General features: G+C 66.9%; 8 protein-coding genes and 4 tRNA genes. 10 read left to right on the forward strand and 2 right to left on the reverse strand.

Going from position 1 to position 13212, the window contains the following annotated elements:
• Nucleotides 1-243: 243 nt before the first annotated feature.
• Complete coding sequence (locus ACG02S_RS03705) at nucleotides 244-2316, forward strand: heavy metal translocating P-type ATPase (protein ID WP_394469301.1); 2073 nt, start codon at nucleotides 244-246, stop codon at nucleotides 2314-2316.
• 46 nt (nucleotides 2317-2362) lie between these two features.
• Here ACG02S_RS03705 and ACG02S_RS03710 read toward each other — a convergent pair whose 3' ends face one another.
• Nucleotides 2363-4975 carry a TonB-dependent receptor gene (locus tag ACG02S_RS03710; RefSeq protein WP_394469096.1) on the reverse strand — a complete coding sequence of 871 codons (2613 nt, stop codon included), beginning with the start codon at nucleotides 4973-4975 and terminating at the stop codon, nucleotides 2363-2365.
• 443 nt (nucleotides 4976-5418) lie between these two features.
• Between ACG02S_RS03710 and ACG02S_RS03715 the strand changes: the two genes are divergently transcribed.
• The gene (locus ACG02S_RS03715) at nucleotides 5419-6435 is read left to right on the forward strand and encodes a cupin-like domain-containing protein (RefSeq protein WP_394469097.1); all 1017 of its coding nucleotides are present in this window, start codon (nucleotides 5419-5421) and stop codon (nucleotides 6433-6435) included.
• Nucleotides 6436-6528: 93 nt separating this feature from the next.
• Here the strand turns inward: ACG02S_RS03715 and ACG02S_RS03720 are convergent, their stop codons facing one another.
• Nucleotides 6529-9339: a TonB-dependent receptor gene (locus ACG02S_RS03720; RefSeq protein ID WP_394469098.1), complete on the reverse strand. Its 2811-nt coding sequence runs from the start codon at nucleotides 9337-9339 to the stop codon at nucleotides 6529-6531.
• Nucleotides 9340-9795: 456 nt separating this feature from the next.
• Between ACG02S_RS03720 and ACG02S_RS03725 the strand changes: the two genes are divergently transcribed.
• From ACG02S_RS03725 to rplK, 8 genes are all read left to right on the forward strand, one after another.
• Nucleotides 9796-9880 (forward strand) — tRNA-Tyr (locus tag ACG02S_RS03725).
• Nucleotides 9881-9925: 45 nt separating this feature from the next.
• Nucleotides 9926-9999: transfer RNA gene (locus ACG02S_RS03730), tRNA-Gly, on the forward strand.
• A 74-nt stretch (nucleotides 10000-10073) separates the two neighbouring features.
• A tRNA-Thr gene (locus ACG02S_RS03735) sits at nucleotides 10074-10148 on the forward strand.
• Nucleotides 10149-10199: 51 nt separating this feature from the next.
• Nucleotides 10200-11390 carry an elongation factor Tu gene (tuf, locus tag ACG02S_RS03740; RefSeq protein ID WP_394469099.1) on the forward strand — a complete coding sequence of 397 codons (1191 nt, stop codon included), beginning with the start codon at nucleotides 10200-10202 and terminating at the stop codon, nucleotides 11388-11390.
• A gap of 12 nt (nucleotides 11391-11402) precedes the next feature.
• Nucleotides 11403-11478 (forward strand) — tRNA-Trp (locus tag ACG02S_RS03745).
• 140 nt (nucleotides 11479-11618) lie between these two features.
• Nucleotides 11619-12005, forward strand: a complete 387-nt coding sequence (gene secE / locus ACG02S_RS03750; protein WP_394469100.1) for a preprotein translocase subunit SecE — start codon at nucleotides 11619-11621, stop codon at nucleotides 12003-12005.
• A gap of 15 nt (nucleotides 12006-12020) precedes the next feature.
• A complete protein-coding gene (nusG, locus tag ACG02S_RS03755) occupies nucleotides 12021-12596 on the forward strand; it encodes a transcription termination/antitermination protein NusG (protein ID WP_394469101.1) in 576 nt (191 codons plus the stop codon).
• Nucleotides 12597-12772: 176 nt separating this feature from the next.
• A complete protein-coding gene (rplK, locus tag ACG02S_RS03760; protein ID WP_056265790.1) occupies nucleotides 12773-13210 on the forward strand; it encodes a 50S ribosomal protein L11 in 438 nt (145 codons plus the stop codon).
• Nucleotides 13211-13212 lie beyond the last annotated feature (2 nt).

Consider the following 13212-nt stretch of genomic DNA (forward strand, 5'->3'; position numbering starts at 1 on the left):
TCCAATCGTCCCAACGTCACTGGAAGCCTTGCCGTGTCCCACGCTCCGCACCCCCCCGAACGCCACGACGACTGTTGCGCGCCCGCCGTGCCGGCGCCGCTGCGCCACATCCCCATCCAGGTGGCCCCGGCCGCTGGCTGCTGCGGCAGCGGGCACGACCATCACCATGAGCACAGCCACGGCGAGCCGGCCGCACCCGTGCAGCCGGCGCCCGATGGCGCGCTGCTGCTGCGCATCCCGGCAATGGACTGCGCGGTGGAGGAGGCGCAGATCCGTCGCGTGCTGGAGCCGTTCGGCAGGGTGCAGCGGCTGCAGTTCGACCTGTCGGCACGCACGCTGGCGCTGGTGGCGCCGCAGGGCGACTGGCCGGCGCTGACGGCCGCCATCGCGCAGGCCGGCTTCGCGGCGACCGCGCTGTCGGCACCGCCGTCGGCCGCCGACACGGCCCGCGCGCAGCGCACCGAGCTGTGGCGGCTGGGCGCGGCGCTGGGCGTCGCGCTGTCGGCCGAGCTGATGCACCTGCTGGGCGACCACACCGCGCTGTGGCAGATCGCCGGCATGGTCGTGGCGGCGCTGGCCATCGCGCTGTCGGGTCTGGCGGTGTTCCGCAAGGGCGTGGCGGCGCTGCTGCGCGGCCAGCTCAACATCAATGCGCTGATGAGCGTGGCCGTCATCGGCGCGTTCGCCATCGGCCAGTGGCCCGAGGCGGCCATGGTGATGGCGCTGTACGCGCTGGCCGAGCTGATCGAGGCGCACTCGGTGGAGCGCGCGCGCAATGCCATCGCCGGGCTGCTGGCGCTGTCGCCGTTGCAGGCCGAGGTGCGCCAGGCCGATGGCCGCTGGGCGCTGCAGGAAGCCAGCGGGGTGCCGGTCGGCGCGACGGTGCGCGTGAAGCCGGGCGAGCGGCTGGCACTGGACGGCCGCGTGACGGCCGGGCAGAGTGCAGTCGACCAGTCGCCGGTGACGGGCGAGAGCATCCCGGTCGACAAGGCGGCGGGTGACGAGGTGTTTGCAGGCACTATCAACCAGGGCGGCGGGCTGGAGTTCGAGGTCACTCATGCGGCCACTGACACGGTGCTGGCGCGCATCATCCATGCCGTCGAGGCGGCGCAGGGCCAGCGCGCACCGATGCAGCGCTTCGTCGATCGCTTCGCCGCCATCTACACGCCGGCCGTGTTCGTCATCGCGCTGGCCGTGGCAGTGCTGCCGCCGCTGCTGCTGGGCTGGGCCTGGCTGGACGCGGTCTACAAGGCGCTGGTGCTGCTGGTCATCGCCTGCCCGTGCGCGCTGGTGATCTCCACGCCGGTGACCATCGTCAGCGGCCTGTCGGCCGCCGCGCGGCGCGGCATTCTCATCAAGGGCGGCGTCTACCTGGAGCAGGCGCGCCTGCTGCGGGTCGTGGCACTCGACAAGACCGGCACGCTGACCGAGGGCCGGCCGCAGCTGGTGGCGCACGAGCTGCTGGCGGGCACGGGGCCCGAGGCGCTGCAGGTCGCGCGCAGCCTGGCGGGGCGGTCGGACCACCCGGTCTCGCGCGCCGTGGCGGCCGGGCTGGACGCCGCCGAGCTGCGGGTCGACGACTTTGGCGCCGAGATGGGCCGGGGCGTGCGGGGGCGCGTCGCTGGGCGGGCCTACGTGCTGTGCAACCACCGCTGGCTGCATGAGCGCGGCCAGTGCACGCCGGCGCTGGAGGCGCTGATGCAGCAGCACGAGCAGCAGGGCCGCACGCTGTCGGTACTGGCCAGCGAGGGCGAGGCGCTGGCGCTGTTTGCGGTGGCCGATGCGGTCAAGCCGAGCAGCCGCGCCGCCGTTGCCGAACTGCAGGCGCTGGGCGTGCGCACGGTCATGCTGACCGGCGACAACGCCGCCACAGCGCAGGCCATCGCGGCGCAGGTGGGCATCACCGAGGTGCGCGCGCAGCTGCTGCCTGAGGACAAGCAGCGCGCAATCGCCGAGCTGGGCGAGAAGGGAGATTCGGTCGCGATGGTGGGCGACGGCGTCAACGATTCGCCCAGCCTGGCCGCGGCGGCGGTGGGCTTCTCAATGGGCGCGGCCGGCACCGACATCGCCAAGGAGGCGGCCGACGTGCTGGTCATGAACGACGACCTGCGCCGCGTGCCCGAAACAATTCGGCTGTCGCGCAGGACCCATGCGGTGCTGTGGCAGAACATCGCGCTGGCGCTGGGCATCAAGGCGGTGTTCCTGGTGCTGACCGTGATGGGCAGCGCGACGATGTGGATGGCTGTGTTCGCCGACATGGGCGCCAGCCTGCTGGTGGTCTTCAACGGGCTGCGCCTGCTGCGCGGCGTGAAATGAAAAAAGCCCGGCGGCTGCCGGGCTTGAAGGAAACAAGGGAGAGGGGTCAGAACTTGACGCTAAGACCCAGCTGGTAGGTCGTCTCGCCCGCGAAGGACCAGGCCGGGAAGCCGGCTTGCAGCGACGGACGCACCGCGGAGGCATTGCCCGCGCCGTACTGGATGTCCTTCTGCTTGGTCAGGTTCTGGGCTTCGAAGCTCAGGCGCAGCGTCTTGTTGATGTTCCAGCCCAGGCTCAGGTCCAGGCTGCCGGCGGCATCGTGCATGCGGTTGCCGTACCAGAACGGCGCCTCGCGGACCATGTACTTGGAGCGCCAGCTGTAGGCCAGGCGCGCCGAGTAGGCCTCGGTCTCGTAGTAACCCACGAGGTTGGCCGTGTGCTTGGACGATAGCGTGAACAGGTTCAGCTGGTCGTCGTAGCTGCTGGCCGGGGCGGTTGCGTCGGCGAACGTGTAGTTGGCCGTGACGCCCAGGCCGTTGCCGAAGCCGTGGTTGAGCTGCAGCTCCACGCCCTTGATCGTGCCGCCGCCGGCATTGACGAAGCGGCTGATCGTCCAGTTGTCCACGCCCGTGTCGGGGCTGACCACGCCGACCTTCTGGTTGGCGGTGGTGCGGGTGGTCACGAAGTTGTCGATCTTCTTGTAGAAGAACGCCGCGCCGACCAGGTTGCCGCGGCCGTAGTAGTGCTCCACGCCGATGTCGAACTGCTTGCTTTGCTGCGGCTTCAGCGTGGGCGTGCCGTAGGTGAAGCCGTCGTTGGACGGGTTGGTGTCGTCGAAGCCGCTCACCGACGCCAGGAACATGTTGGTGAAGTTCGGGCGCGTGATGGCCTTGGACGCAGCAAAGCGCAGCAGCGTGTCTTTGCTCAGGTCGTAGACCAGGTTCACGCTGGGCAGCACGTCGTTGTACGTCGACGACTGCGTTTCTTTGCGGGTGCTCCAGCCGTTGTTCTGGCCCACGTCGGTGGTCGGCGTGCCGTCGAACGCGTAGCCGCTGGCCGACGCCTGGGTGCGGATGTAGCGCAGGCCGAAGTTGCCGTGCAGCGCGTTGCGCTCGAACTCGAACATGCCGTACAGCGCGCTGTTCTTCTCCTTGATCTGGCCGTAGGCGGAGCGGTCTTCCACCCAGCTCGTGATGTTGGCCGAGGCCAGCGCGAGCATTGCGCCGATGTTGGGCTTGGGCACGCTCCAGCCGCCCACCAGGTCCAGTGAGCCCTCGTACAGGCCGGCGGTGCTGCCAGTCACGGCCGTGGTGGCGTGGCGGCCGCGCTCGCCGGTGCGCGTGAAGGTGTGCTCGGTGGCGCGCAGCCCGGTCTTGAAGGCGGTCAGGCTGCCCCAGTCGAGGTCGATGCTCAGGTCCACCTGACCGAAGTTCTCCTTGTCGGAGTTCGGGCCGCGGCCGGAGGCCCAGCCTTCCGGCGCCGACGTGGCCGGCAGGTTGCCCACGCCGATGGTCTGGTTGCTCGACGGCTGGATGGAGATCTCCTTGCCGCGCGCGTCGATGGTGCCGGTCCACAGCGGCAGCGACGGCGTGCCCGTCACCGGCGCCCACTGGCCGTAGGCGAAATTGGTGGTCTGCTTGGTGCCGCCGTCGGCCTTGGTCGAGCCGGCGACGCCGGAGAGCTTGAAGCCGTCGCCCTTGTAGCTGCCGTCCAGCACGGCGCTGTCCGATGTCATGGCCGCCGAGCGCACCCAGTTCTGCAGGAAGGTGTTGTCGGTGGCCGGGTTGCCGACGCTGCGGGTGTGCAGCACGCACAGGCCGGCGGCGTTGGTCTGCTGGCAGGTGCCCGAGTTGCCGGTGAAGATGTAGTGGCTGGTGTTGGAGTTGTCGGCGTCCAGTTCCAGGCGCAGCAGGTTCAGGCCCAGGTCGAAGCCAGGTGCGGGGCGGGCCTGCAGCGTCACGTTGTAGGCGCGGCGCTCACGCTCCTGCACGAAGGTGGTGGGGGCCACGTCGCCGGACCAGCGCATGTCGGCCTCCACGCCACGGCGCAGGTAGTCGCCCTGCTCGAACGCGGCCGACACCAGCACGCCGAACGTGCGGTCCTGGTTGCGCCAGCTGTACAGGCCCGACGCCTCCTTGCTGGTGTCGCTGATCGTGCCCTTGCCGAACTTGATGCCGGCATAGGCGGTGTGCGCAGCCAGGTCCAGCGGGCGGCGCGTCTTGACGATGACGGTGCCGCCGATGCCGCCTTCGGTGATGTCGGCCTGCGAGGACTTGTAGACCTCCAGCCCGCCGATCATCTCCGGCGGCAGCAGCGAGTAGTTGAACGAGCGGTCGACGGCCTTTTGGTCGTACCAGCCGGTCGAGGCCACGGTCTGACCGTTCAGCGTGGTGTAGGTCATCTGCGGGTCGGTGCCGCGGATGGACACGGCGGCGCCCTGGCCAAAGTCGCGCGCGACCGACACGCCGGGGATGCGGCCCAGCGTCTCGCCCACGTCGCTGTCGGGCAGCTTGCCCACATCCTCGGCCGAGATTGCGTCGACGATAGCGCTCGCGTTCTTCTTGATGTTCGCTGCGGTCTGCAGCGAGGCGCGGATGCCGGTGATGACGACCGCGTCCAGCTGCGCGGCGGGGGCGGCGTCCTGTGCCAGCGCCGCCAGCGGCGTGCCCAGCAATGTCAGCGACACGGCGGCCGCGATGGGGGTCAGCTTGACCTTCATGAAATTCCTCGTTGTGGCCTTGTTTGTCTGTGGCGGGCGGCGCGCCTGGCCGGCTGCGTACCGCCTTCAGTCCGGTTTTGGCGGCCTCTCACGGGCTTTCTAAAACCACTGCAATGCCACTATAGCGATCGACAAATCCACTTTGCTACCAATTTGCGGTGGGTGATTTCCCGGGGTGGCTCAAGCTCTCACCTGTGCGGATGGGACCGGACCCCGGGCGCCACTGCTGTTGGCCGCTGAACTGGTATGGAAATGACGGCAGCCGGTTGTTGTTTGGGAGACACGGCGCGCACCAGGCTGCCGCATGGCCAGGGGCAACTGGACTGCATCTGGTGCAGGGTTTGGCCGGGGTCGGTCGCAGCCACTGCGGCCGGGACAATGGCGCCCGTGACACCGGTCGAAAGTTGGTTTGCAGCTCGCGCGGCAACCTTGAGGTCCCGCCCATGCAGGCAATGAAGGAAATCGCGGGCATCACGCGCGAGCGGTTCGAGCGCGAGGTGGTGCCCGGCTACGAGCCGGTGGTGCTGCGCGGCGTCGTGGCGGCCTGGCCGCTGGTCGCGCAGGCGCACGCCGGGCTGGCGACGTGCCTGCAGTACCTGGTGGGCTTCGACGGTGGGCGGCCGGTGGATGCGCTGCTGGCCCGGCCCGATGCCACGCGTGCCTTCGGCTACAAACCCGATCTGCACGGCTTCAACTTCATGCGCGACCAGCGGCCGTTCGCGGCGCTGTTCGAGCAGCTCTGGCGCTACAGCCACTTCCCTGACCCGCCCAGCCTCGCCGTACAGAGCGCGCTGGTGCCCGAGGCGCTCCCGGGCCTGGAGCGCGCCAATGCACTGCCACTGCTGGACGCCGCCGTGGCGCCGCGCATCTGGATCGGCAACCGCGCGACCGTGCCGGCCCATTTCGACGACTCGCACAACATCGCCTGCGTGGCGGCGGGGCGGCGCCGTTTCACTCTGCTGCCGCCGGCCTGCGCGCCGCTGCTCTATCTGGGGCCGCCGGACCACGCGCCGACGCCGGCGCCGATGTCCGTCGTGCCCGACCTGCACCGGGCGGACCCGGTCCAGTTTCCCTTGCTCGCCGAGGCGCTGCAGCAGGCTGTCATCGCCGAGCTGGAGCCGGGTGACGCGGTCTACATGCCGCCGCTGTGGTTCCATCAGGTCGAGGCGCTGGCGCCCCACCTGAACATCCTGGTGAACTACTGGTGGCGCCCCCTGGCGGCGCCGGGCCGGCCGGACGACCTCCACCTGGCCGCGATGCGCCTGGCCATGCTCGCGCTGCGCCACCTGCCGGACGGCGAGCGCGAGGGCTGGCGGGCGCTGTTCGGGCACTACGTGTTCGGCGCGCGGGGTGACGCGCTGGCGCATGTCCCGGAGGGGCAGCGCCACCTGTTGGGCGACGTGGGCGCGGCGCGGGACGCGGAGATCCGCGACGACCTGGCGGGCCAGCTGAAGCGCTGAGCCGCGAGGCGCCGGGCCGCCCCGAGCAAGCGGCCCGCTGCCCCGGAGGCCGCCTGGTCGCGCCGGCGTTCAGCGCAGCGAGACCCGGCGGGGTCAGAACTTCAGGCGGGCGGTCAGGTAGTACTGGCTGCCGTTGCGGTAGATGGCGCGCGGCTGCAGCTCCGAGGCGTAGTACTTCAGCTTGGGGTCGTTCAGGTTCTGACCGTCCAGGCTGACGCTGAAGTTGGCGTTGAACTTGTAGCCCAGCGAGGCGGACAGCACGCCCGTGCCCTTCTGGAAGTACTTCGTGCCTCGGTCGTTGCCGACGAAGATGTCGTCGGTGTAGCTGTAGTTCAGACGCGCCGAGAAGTGGTCGTTCTCGAAGAAGCCGCCCAGCGTGAACGAGTTTTTCACGTTGCCGCGCAGCACGTCGCCCGTGTCGTCCTCGCCATCGGCGTAGGTGTAGTTGGCCATCACGCCGAAGTTCGCGGCGATCGGCGTTTCGAACGCAAACTCCACGCCCTTGACGCTAGCCTTGCGGTTGGTGGGGCCCGTGACGAGGAAGTCCCGATTCACCAGCTGCGGGTTGCCGCCCACCTGGTTGGTGTTCGTCAGCAGTGCCGGGTAGGTCGCGCGGAACGTGCCATCGGTGATGTAGCTGCTCATGTCCATCAGGAACGCGCCCGCCGAGACGAACGCGCGCGGCGCGAAGTACCACTCGACGTTGGCGTCGAAGTTGGTCGAGCGGACCGGTTTCAGCGTCGGATTGCCCGCCGTGCCGCCGCCCACCACGTTGTTGTCCAGGAACATGCCCGTGGTGTTGAGCGCGGTGTAGCCGGACAGCGCGGTGTAGTCGGCCCGCGTCACGGTGCGGTTCACCGCCAGGCGTGCGACGACGTCGCTGCGCACATCGATGCGCACGCTGGCGCTGGGCAGCCAGTCGGTGTAGGTCAGGTCAGACGTGGTGACGGTGTAGTTGCCGAACGCCGAGCCCGTGATGGCGGGCGTCTCGCCAGCCAGGCTGCCGCGAAACGAGCTGGACTTCTGCGTGGTGCGCACTGCGCGCAGGCCCACGTTGCCGCTCCAGCCCCGGCCCTCCAGCACGCCCTGGACGTAGGCCGCCGTCGAGTTTTCCTTCACCGCGTATTCCTGCTCTGCCCAGCGGCGCACCACCGGATCCCGGTTAGTCACGCGGCGGTTGTAGTCGGCCAGCGCGTCGGCGGTGATGAACGGGATGTTGGTGGGGAAGCCGCTGCCCAGCCCGCTGCCGAAGTTGGTCGGGTAGCTGCCGCCGAAGGCCGGCAGCGTGTAGAAGGAATTCTGCGGGGCGTCCACTGCGGTGCCGCCGGGGCCGGGCACCGAGCAGGCGCTGGGCATGCTCCAGTCGAACGCCGACACGCGGTAGGGCGTGCCCGTGGCGCAGCCGGGGCCCTGGGCCACGATGGGGTCGGTGTAGCGCTTGTGCTGGGCGCCGCGCACGCCGAACTTCAGGGTCTTCAGCATGCCGGCGTCGAGCTCGTACTCGCCGTCGACCTGTGCCCACGACTCCTTGTCGTGCACCACCACGTTCTGCGCGCCGAAGATCCAGTCGGCACGCGTCGTCGGGTTGGTGAAGTTGAACGACGGAGCGGTGTCCGTTCCATTGAGCGCGTAGCTGGCGCGCGAGCTGACGATGGCCAGTTCCACGACATCCTGACTGATCGTCTTGCCCTTGCCGGTCGACGTGCCGGCGTTGGCCGTGAACGTCAGCGCGTCGTTGACCTTGAACCTGGAGTCCACGCTGACGAAGCCGGTTTCGGCCGAGGCCTTGCGGCTGATCATGTCGTAATAGCCGGCCGTCGACGGGGTGGCCCAGTTGAACGTGGCCTTGGTCAGCGTCTTGTTGCCGTTGCTGTCCGTCTTGACCTCGTAGTCCGAGATGGTCGCGGTGTTGAGCAAGCCGCCGCGAGGCGCCATCAGGTAGTTGCGGTTGTAGTTGTCCGCGTCCATCTCCGAAGAGAACGCCGTGAGCACCAGATCGAAGTTGCTGTTTGGCTTGATCTGCGCGCGGATCAGGCCGCCCTTGCGCTCACGCTCCTGCGTGAACAGGGCGGCACCGATCAGGTCCGGCGTGAACACGCCGTTCAGATCCGGGCGCGCGGCCACCAAGGCCGGCGCGGTGGTCGCGTCGAGCTTGTTGATGTAGCCCAGCGCCTCCACGCCGTCGCGGCGCAGGCTGCGCTGCTCCGAGAAGGCCTGCACCATCACGCCGAAGGTGCCGGCTTCGTTGCGGAAGTTGAGCAGGGCGTTCAGCTGCGGGTCTGTCTTCTTCGGCAGATCGGCGTACACCGCGCCCACGCCCACTTCGGCGGTCAGAGTCTTGGTGAAGTCGAGCGGGCGACGGGTGATGATGTTCACCGAACCGGCCGTGCCGCCTTCCACCAGTGACGCTTCGGAGCTCTTGCGCACCTCGACGCGGCTGACCAGTTCGGACGGCAGCAGCGAGAAGCTCACGCTGCGCCCGACGCCGGCGCCGGTCTGGTCCAGCACGAACCAGTCGCCGTTGGCGATGCCGTGACCGTCGACAAGCGTCTGGGTGAGGCTGGGGTTGGTGCCGCGAAGGCCGACGCGATCCCGCTCATCGAATCCGCCAGAGCCGCCGGCAGGGCTGTTGAGCACCGTCACGCCCGGGATGCGTGCCAGCGAGTCGGCCACGTTCTTGTCGGGCATCTTGCCGATGTCCTCCGCAGAAATGACGTCGATGTGCGCATCCGCGTTGCGTTTCACGCTAAGCGACTTCTCCTGCGACGCGCGGATGCCGGTCACGACGACCGTCTCCAGCTGATTCTGGTTCGGCGTGGCGGCCTGCTGCGCCATGGCGACGCTGCTGGCGCCGAACAGGGCGATGAACACTGCCTGCGAGATGGGGGTCTGCTTGACCTTCATGAACGTTCCTCTTGTGGCCAATGAGTCGGATTGGATGCTGCTCGTCCGGATCGTTGAGATACCACCTTCAGTCCGATCTTGTCGGTCGGTCCGCAAAGCTCAACAACCAGCGCAATGCCAATTTAACTTTTGGCAACGCCACTTTGCTACCAATTTGAACCGGGTGCTTTCCCGCATGCTGCTGCGAGGAGGGCGCCGCAGGCTTCGCACCCTCTATGTGGGTTCAATCAGCCAGCGCAAATTGGTATTGTGTTGGTATTTCCTGCGCGACGCGTGGTGTTGCGCATCGACGACGCGTCGCGCCGGTGGCGCGTGCCCGCGGCGCGTGTCGGTGGCTGGGTTCGATGGGCCGGGTGTGCTGTCGCGCCCCGTCCGCGTCGCGCGGCGTGCACCTCCCGGCTGGTGGCCATGTGTTGCGCGTCCCAAACCCTGTGCTATAGTTGCGGGCTTGCCTCAGGAGGGGTGGCCGAGTGGTTAAAGGCAGCAGACTGTAAATCTGCCCGCATTGCGTACGCTGGTTCGAATCCAGCCTCCTCCACCAAAGCTTGCATTTGCAGGCGGAGGACTCTCAGGCGAGGCTCCCAGGGCGGGAGTAGTTCAATGGTAGAACCTTAGCCTTCCAAGCTAATGACACGGGTTCGATTCCCGTTTCCCGCTCCATCCTGGGCGGCTTGGTTGGCCAGCGTCGACACCGGTTTGCCGATCAGCTTGTCTGATGTCAAACCCGTGCCGATGCCCTTGTGGCTCAGTGGTAGAGCACTCCCTTGGTAAGGGAGAGGTCACGCGTTCGATCCGCGTCAAGGGCACCACACCTTTCACTTTTTCTACTCGTTTCAACGGGTTCGCCTCAGGAGCGCAAGATGGCAAAAGGCAAGTTTGAACGTACGAAGCCGCACGTGAACGTGGGCACGATTGGTCACGTCGACCACGGCAAGACCACGCTGACGGCAGCGATCGCGACGGTGCTGTCCAAGAAGTTCGGCGGCGAGGCCAAGGCCTACGACCAGATTGACGCAGCGCCGGAAGAAAAGGCCCGCGGCATCACGATCAACACCGCACACGTCGAGTACGAGACGGCCAACCGCCACTACGCGCACGTTGACTGCCCCGGCCACGCCGACTACGTCAAGAACATGATCACGGGTGCCGCCCAGATGGACGGCGCCATCCTGGTGTGCTCGGCCGCTGACGGCCCGATGCCCCAGACCCGCGAGCACATCCTGCTGGCTCGCCAGGTCGGCGTGAAGTACATCATCGTCTTCCTGAACAAGTGCGACATGGTCGACGACGCCGAGCTGCTCGAGCTGGTCGAAATGGAAGTGCGCGAGCTCCTGTCCAAGTACGACTTCCCCGGCGACGACACCCCCATCATCAAGGGTTCGGCCAAGCTGGCGCTGGAAGGCGACGCAGGCGACCTGGGCGAACAAGCCATCATGCGCCTGGCCGATGCGCTGGACACCTACATCCCCCAGCCGGACCGTGCCGTTGACGGCGCCTTCTTGCTGCCGGTGGAAGACGTGTTCTCGATCTCGGGCCGCGGTACCGTGGTGACCGGTCGCGTCGAGCGCGGCATCATCAAGGTCGGTGAAGAAATCGAAATCGTGGGCATCCGCGAAGTCCAGAAGACCACGGTCACGGGCGTCGAAATGTTCCGCAAGCTGCTGGACCAAGGTCAAGCAGGCGACAACGTCGGCATCCTGCTGCGCGGCACCAAGCGTGAAGACGTCGAGCGCGGCCAAGTGCTGGCCAAGCCCGGCTCGATCAAGCCCCACACCCACTTCACGGCAGAAATCTACGTTCTGTCCAAGGAAGAGGGCGGCCGCCATACCCCGTTCTTCAACAACTACCGTCCCCAGTTCTACTTCCGCACGACGGACGTGACCGGTGCTGTGGAGCTGCCGAAGGACAAGGAAATGGTCATGCCCGGCGACAACGTCGGCATCACCGTGAAGCTGATCGCGCCGATCGCGATGGAAACCGGCCTGCGCTTCGCCATCCGTGAAGGTGGCCGTACCGTCGGCTCCGGCGTCGTCGCCACGATCCTCGCGTAATTTTTAGGCCGTAGGGGCATAGCTCAATTGGCAGAGCGTCGGTCTCCAAAACCGAAGGTTGGGGGTTCGAGACCCTCTGCCCCTGCCAATCCTCACTGATCACGAGGGTTGGTTTCCCGGCAACAAGCATCGGCCCGCGAGAGCAATCTCTGCGGGCCTTGCTGCTGATGGCTACGGGCCGCGGCGGCACCGAAAGTCGCCTGACGGGCGGCGCGTGAAAGTGAACTGATGGCGAATCCTCCCCAAGTCGAGACCGTGACCAGTGGTGCTGACAAGGCCAAGCTGGCTGCTGCCGTGCTGCTGCTGATCGGCGCTCTGGTGGCTTATTACGGCCTGGCCAAGCAGGGCGCACTGGCGCAGTGGGGCGCGTTGATCGTGTTGCTGCTGGCTGCCGTGGCTGCCTTCTTCACGTCCGAGCACGGCAAGGCCTTGATCGCCTACGGCCGCGACTCGTGGCGTGAGGTCGGCAAGGTGGTATGGCCGAGCTTCAAGGAGGCGCGCCAGATGACGATGTACGTGTTCGCGTTCGTCGTCGTGATGGCCTTGTTCCTGTGGCTCACCGACAAGACGCTGGAGTGGGTGTTGTACGACCTGATCCTGGGCTGGAAGCGTTGATCGCAAGGAATTCGAATGTCTGAAGAACAAGTCGTCACGCCCGAAGCCCCCGCGGGTCTCCCCAAGCGCTGGTACGTCGTTCATGCCTATTCGGGTATGGAGAAGGCCGTCGAGCGCAACCTGCGCGAGCGCATTGACCGCGCCGGCGTGCAGGACAAGTTCGGTCGCATCCTGGTGCCGACCGAAGAAGTCGTCGAGCTGAAGAACGGCAAGAAAGCCGTCACCGAGCGTCGCTTCTTCCCGGGTTATGTGCTGGTCGAGATGGTTATGGACGATGAGTCCTGGCACTTGGTGAAGCACACGTCCAAGGTGACCGGCTTCGTTGGCGGCGCCAAGAACCGTCCGGCGCCGATCTCCGAAGCCGAGGTCATGAAGATCGTCAATCAGATGCAAGAGGGCGTCGAGAAGCCCCGGCCGAAGGTCGAGTGGACGGTCGGTGAGGTCGTGCGCGTCAAGGAAGGTCCGTTCACGGATTTCAACGGTTCGGTCGAAGACGTCAACTACGACAAGTCCAAGGTCCGTGTCTCGGTCACGATCTTCGGTCGTGCCACGCCGGTGGAGCTGGACTTCGGACAGGTCGAAAAAGTCTGATCCGCTAGAATATTGGGTTCGGCCGGCGACCCTGACGTCGGCCCGTGAACAGTCTGCAACGAGAGGCGGACAAGAGGAGCAAAGGTAAGGGCCTGGATCTCAGATTCAGTCCGAGTCCGATGCGCTAGCACTCAGGTGCCCAGGCTTTGCCGCCCGGGTACTGGATTGGAGAAATCATGGCAAAGAAGATTGTCGGCTTCATCAAGCTGCAAGTCGCCGCAGGCAAGGCCAACCCCTCGCCGCCGGTTGGTCCCGCGCTGGGTCAGCGTGGCCTGAACATCATGGAATTCTGCAAGGCGTTCAACGCCCAGACTTCGGGCGCCGGCTTCGAGCCTGGCATGAAGCTGCCGGTGGTCATCACCGCGTTCGCAGACAAGAGCTTCACCTTTGTCATCAAGTCGCCCCCGGCGACTGTGCTGATCAAGAAGGCCGCGAAGATCGAGAAGGGCTCGCAACGCCCGCATCTGGACAAGGTCGGCAAGTTGACCCGAGCCCAGCTGGAAGAGATCGCAACGATCAAGACCAAGGACCTGACGGCTGCCAGCATGGACGCCGCAGTCAAGACCATCGCCGGTTCCGCCCGCTCGATGGGCATCATCGTGGAAGGGGTCTGAAC

The organism is Pelomonas dachongensis (genome assembly GCF_043555865.1).
In the GTDB taxonomy this organism is placed as follows: domain Bacteria; phylum Pseudomonadota; class Gammaproteobacteria; order Burkholderiales; family Burkholderiaceae_C; genus Pelomonas; species Pelomonas dachongensis.

Bases quoted from the DNA above. Each gene is read 5' to 3' on its own strand.
- ACG02S_RS03705 (WP_394469301.1), top strand. From the start codon at position 244: ATGGACTGCGCGGTGGAGGAGGCGCAGATCCGTCGCGTGCTGGAGCCG.
- ACG02S_RS03710 (WP_394469096.1), bottom strand. From the start codon at position 4,975: ATGAAGGTCAAGCTGACCCCCATCGCGGCCGCCGTGTCGCTGACATTG.
- ACG02S_RS03715 (WP_394469097.1), top strand. From the start codon at position 5,419: ATGCAGGCAATGAAGGAAATCGCGGGCATCACGCGCGAGCGGTTCGAG.
- ACG02S_RS03720 (WP_394469098.1), bottom strand. From the start codon at position 9,339: ATGAAGGTCAAGCAGACCCCCATCTCGCAGGCAGTGTTCATCGCCCTG.
- tuf (WP_394469099.1), top strand. From the start codon at position 10,200: ATGGCAAAAGGCAAGTTTGAACGTACGAAGCCGCACGTGAACGTGGGC.
- secE (WP_394469100.1), top strand. From the start codon at position 11,619: ATGGCGAATCCTCCCCAAGTCGAGACCGTGACCAGTGGTGCTGACAAG.
- nusG (WP_394469101.1), top strand. From the start codon at position 12,021: ATGTCTGAAGAACAAGTCGTCACGCCCGAAGCCCCCGCGGGTCTCCCC.
- rplK (WP_056265790.1), top strand. From the start codon at position 12,773: ATGGCAAAGAAGATTGTCGGCTTCATCAAGCTGCAAGTCGCCGCAGGC.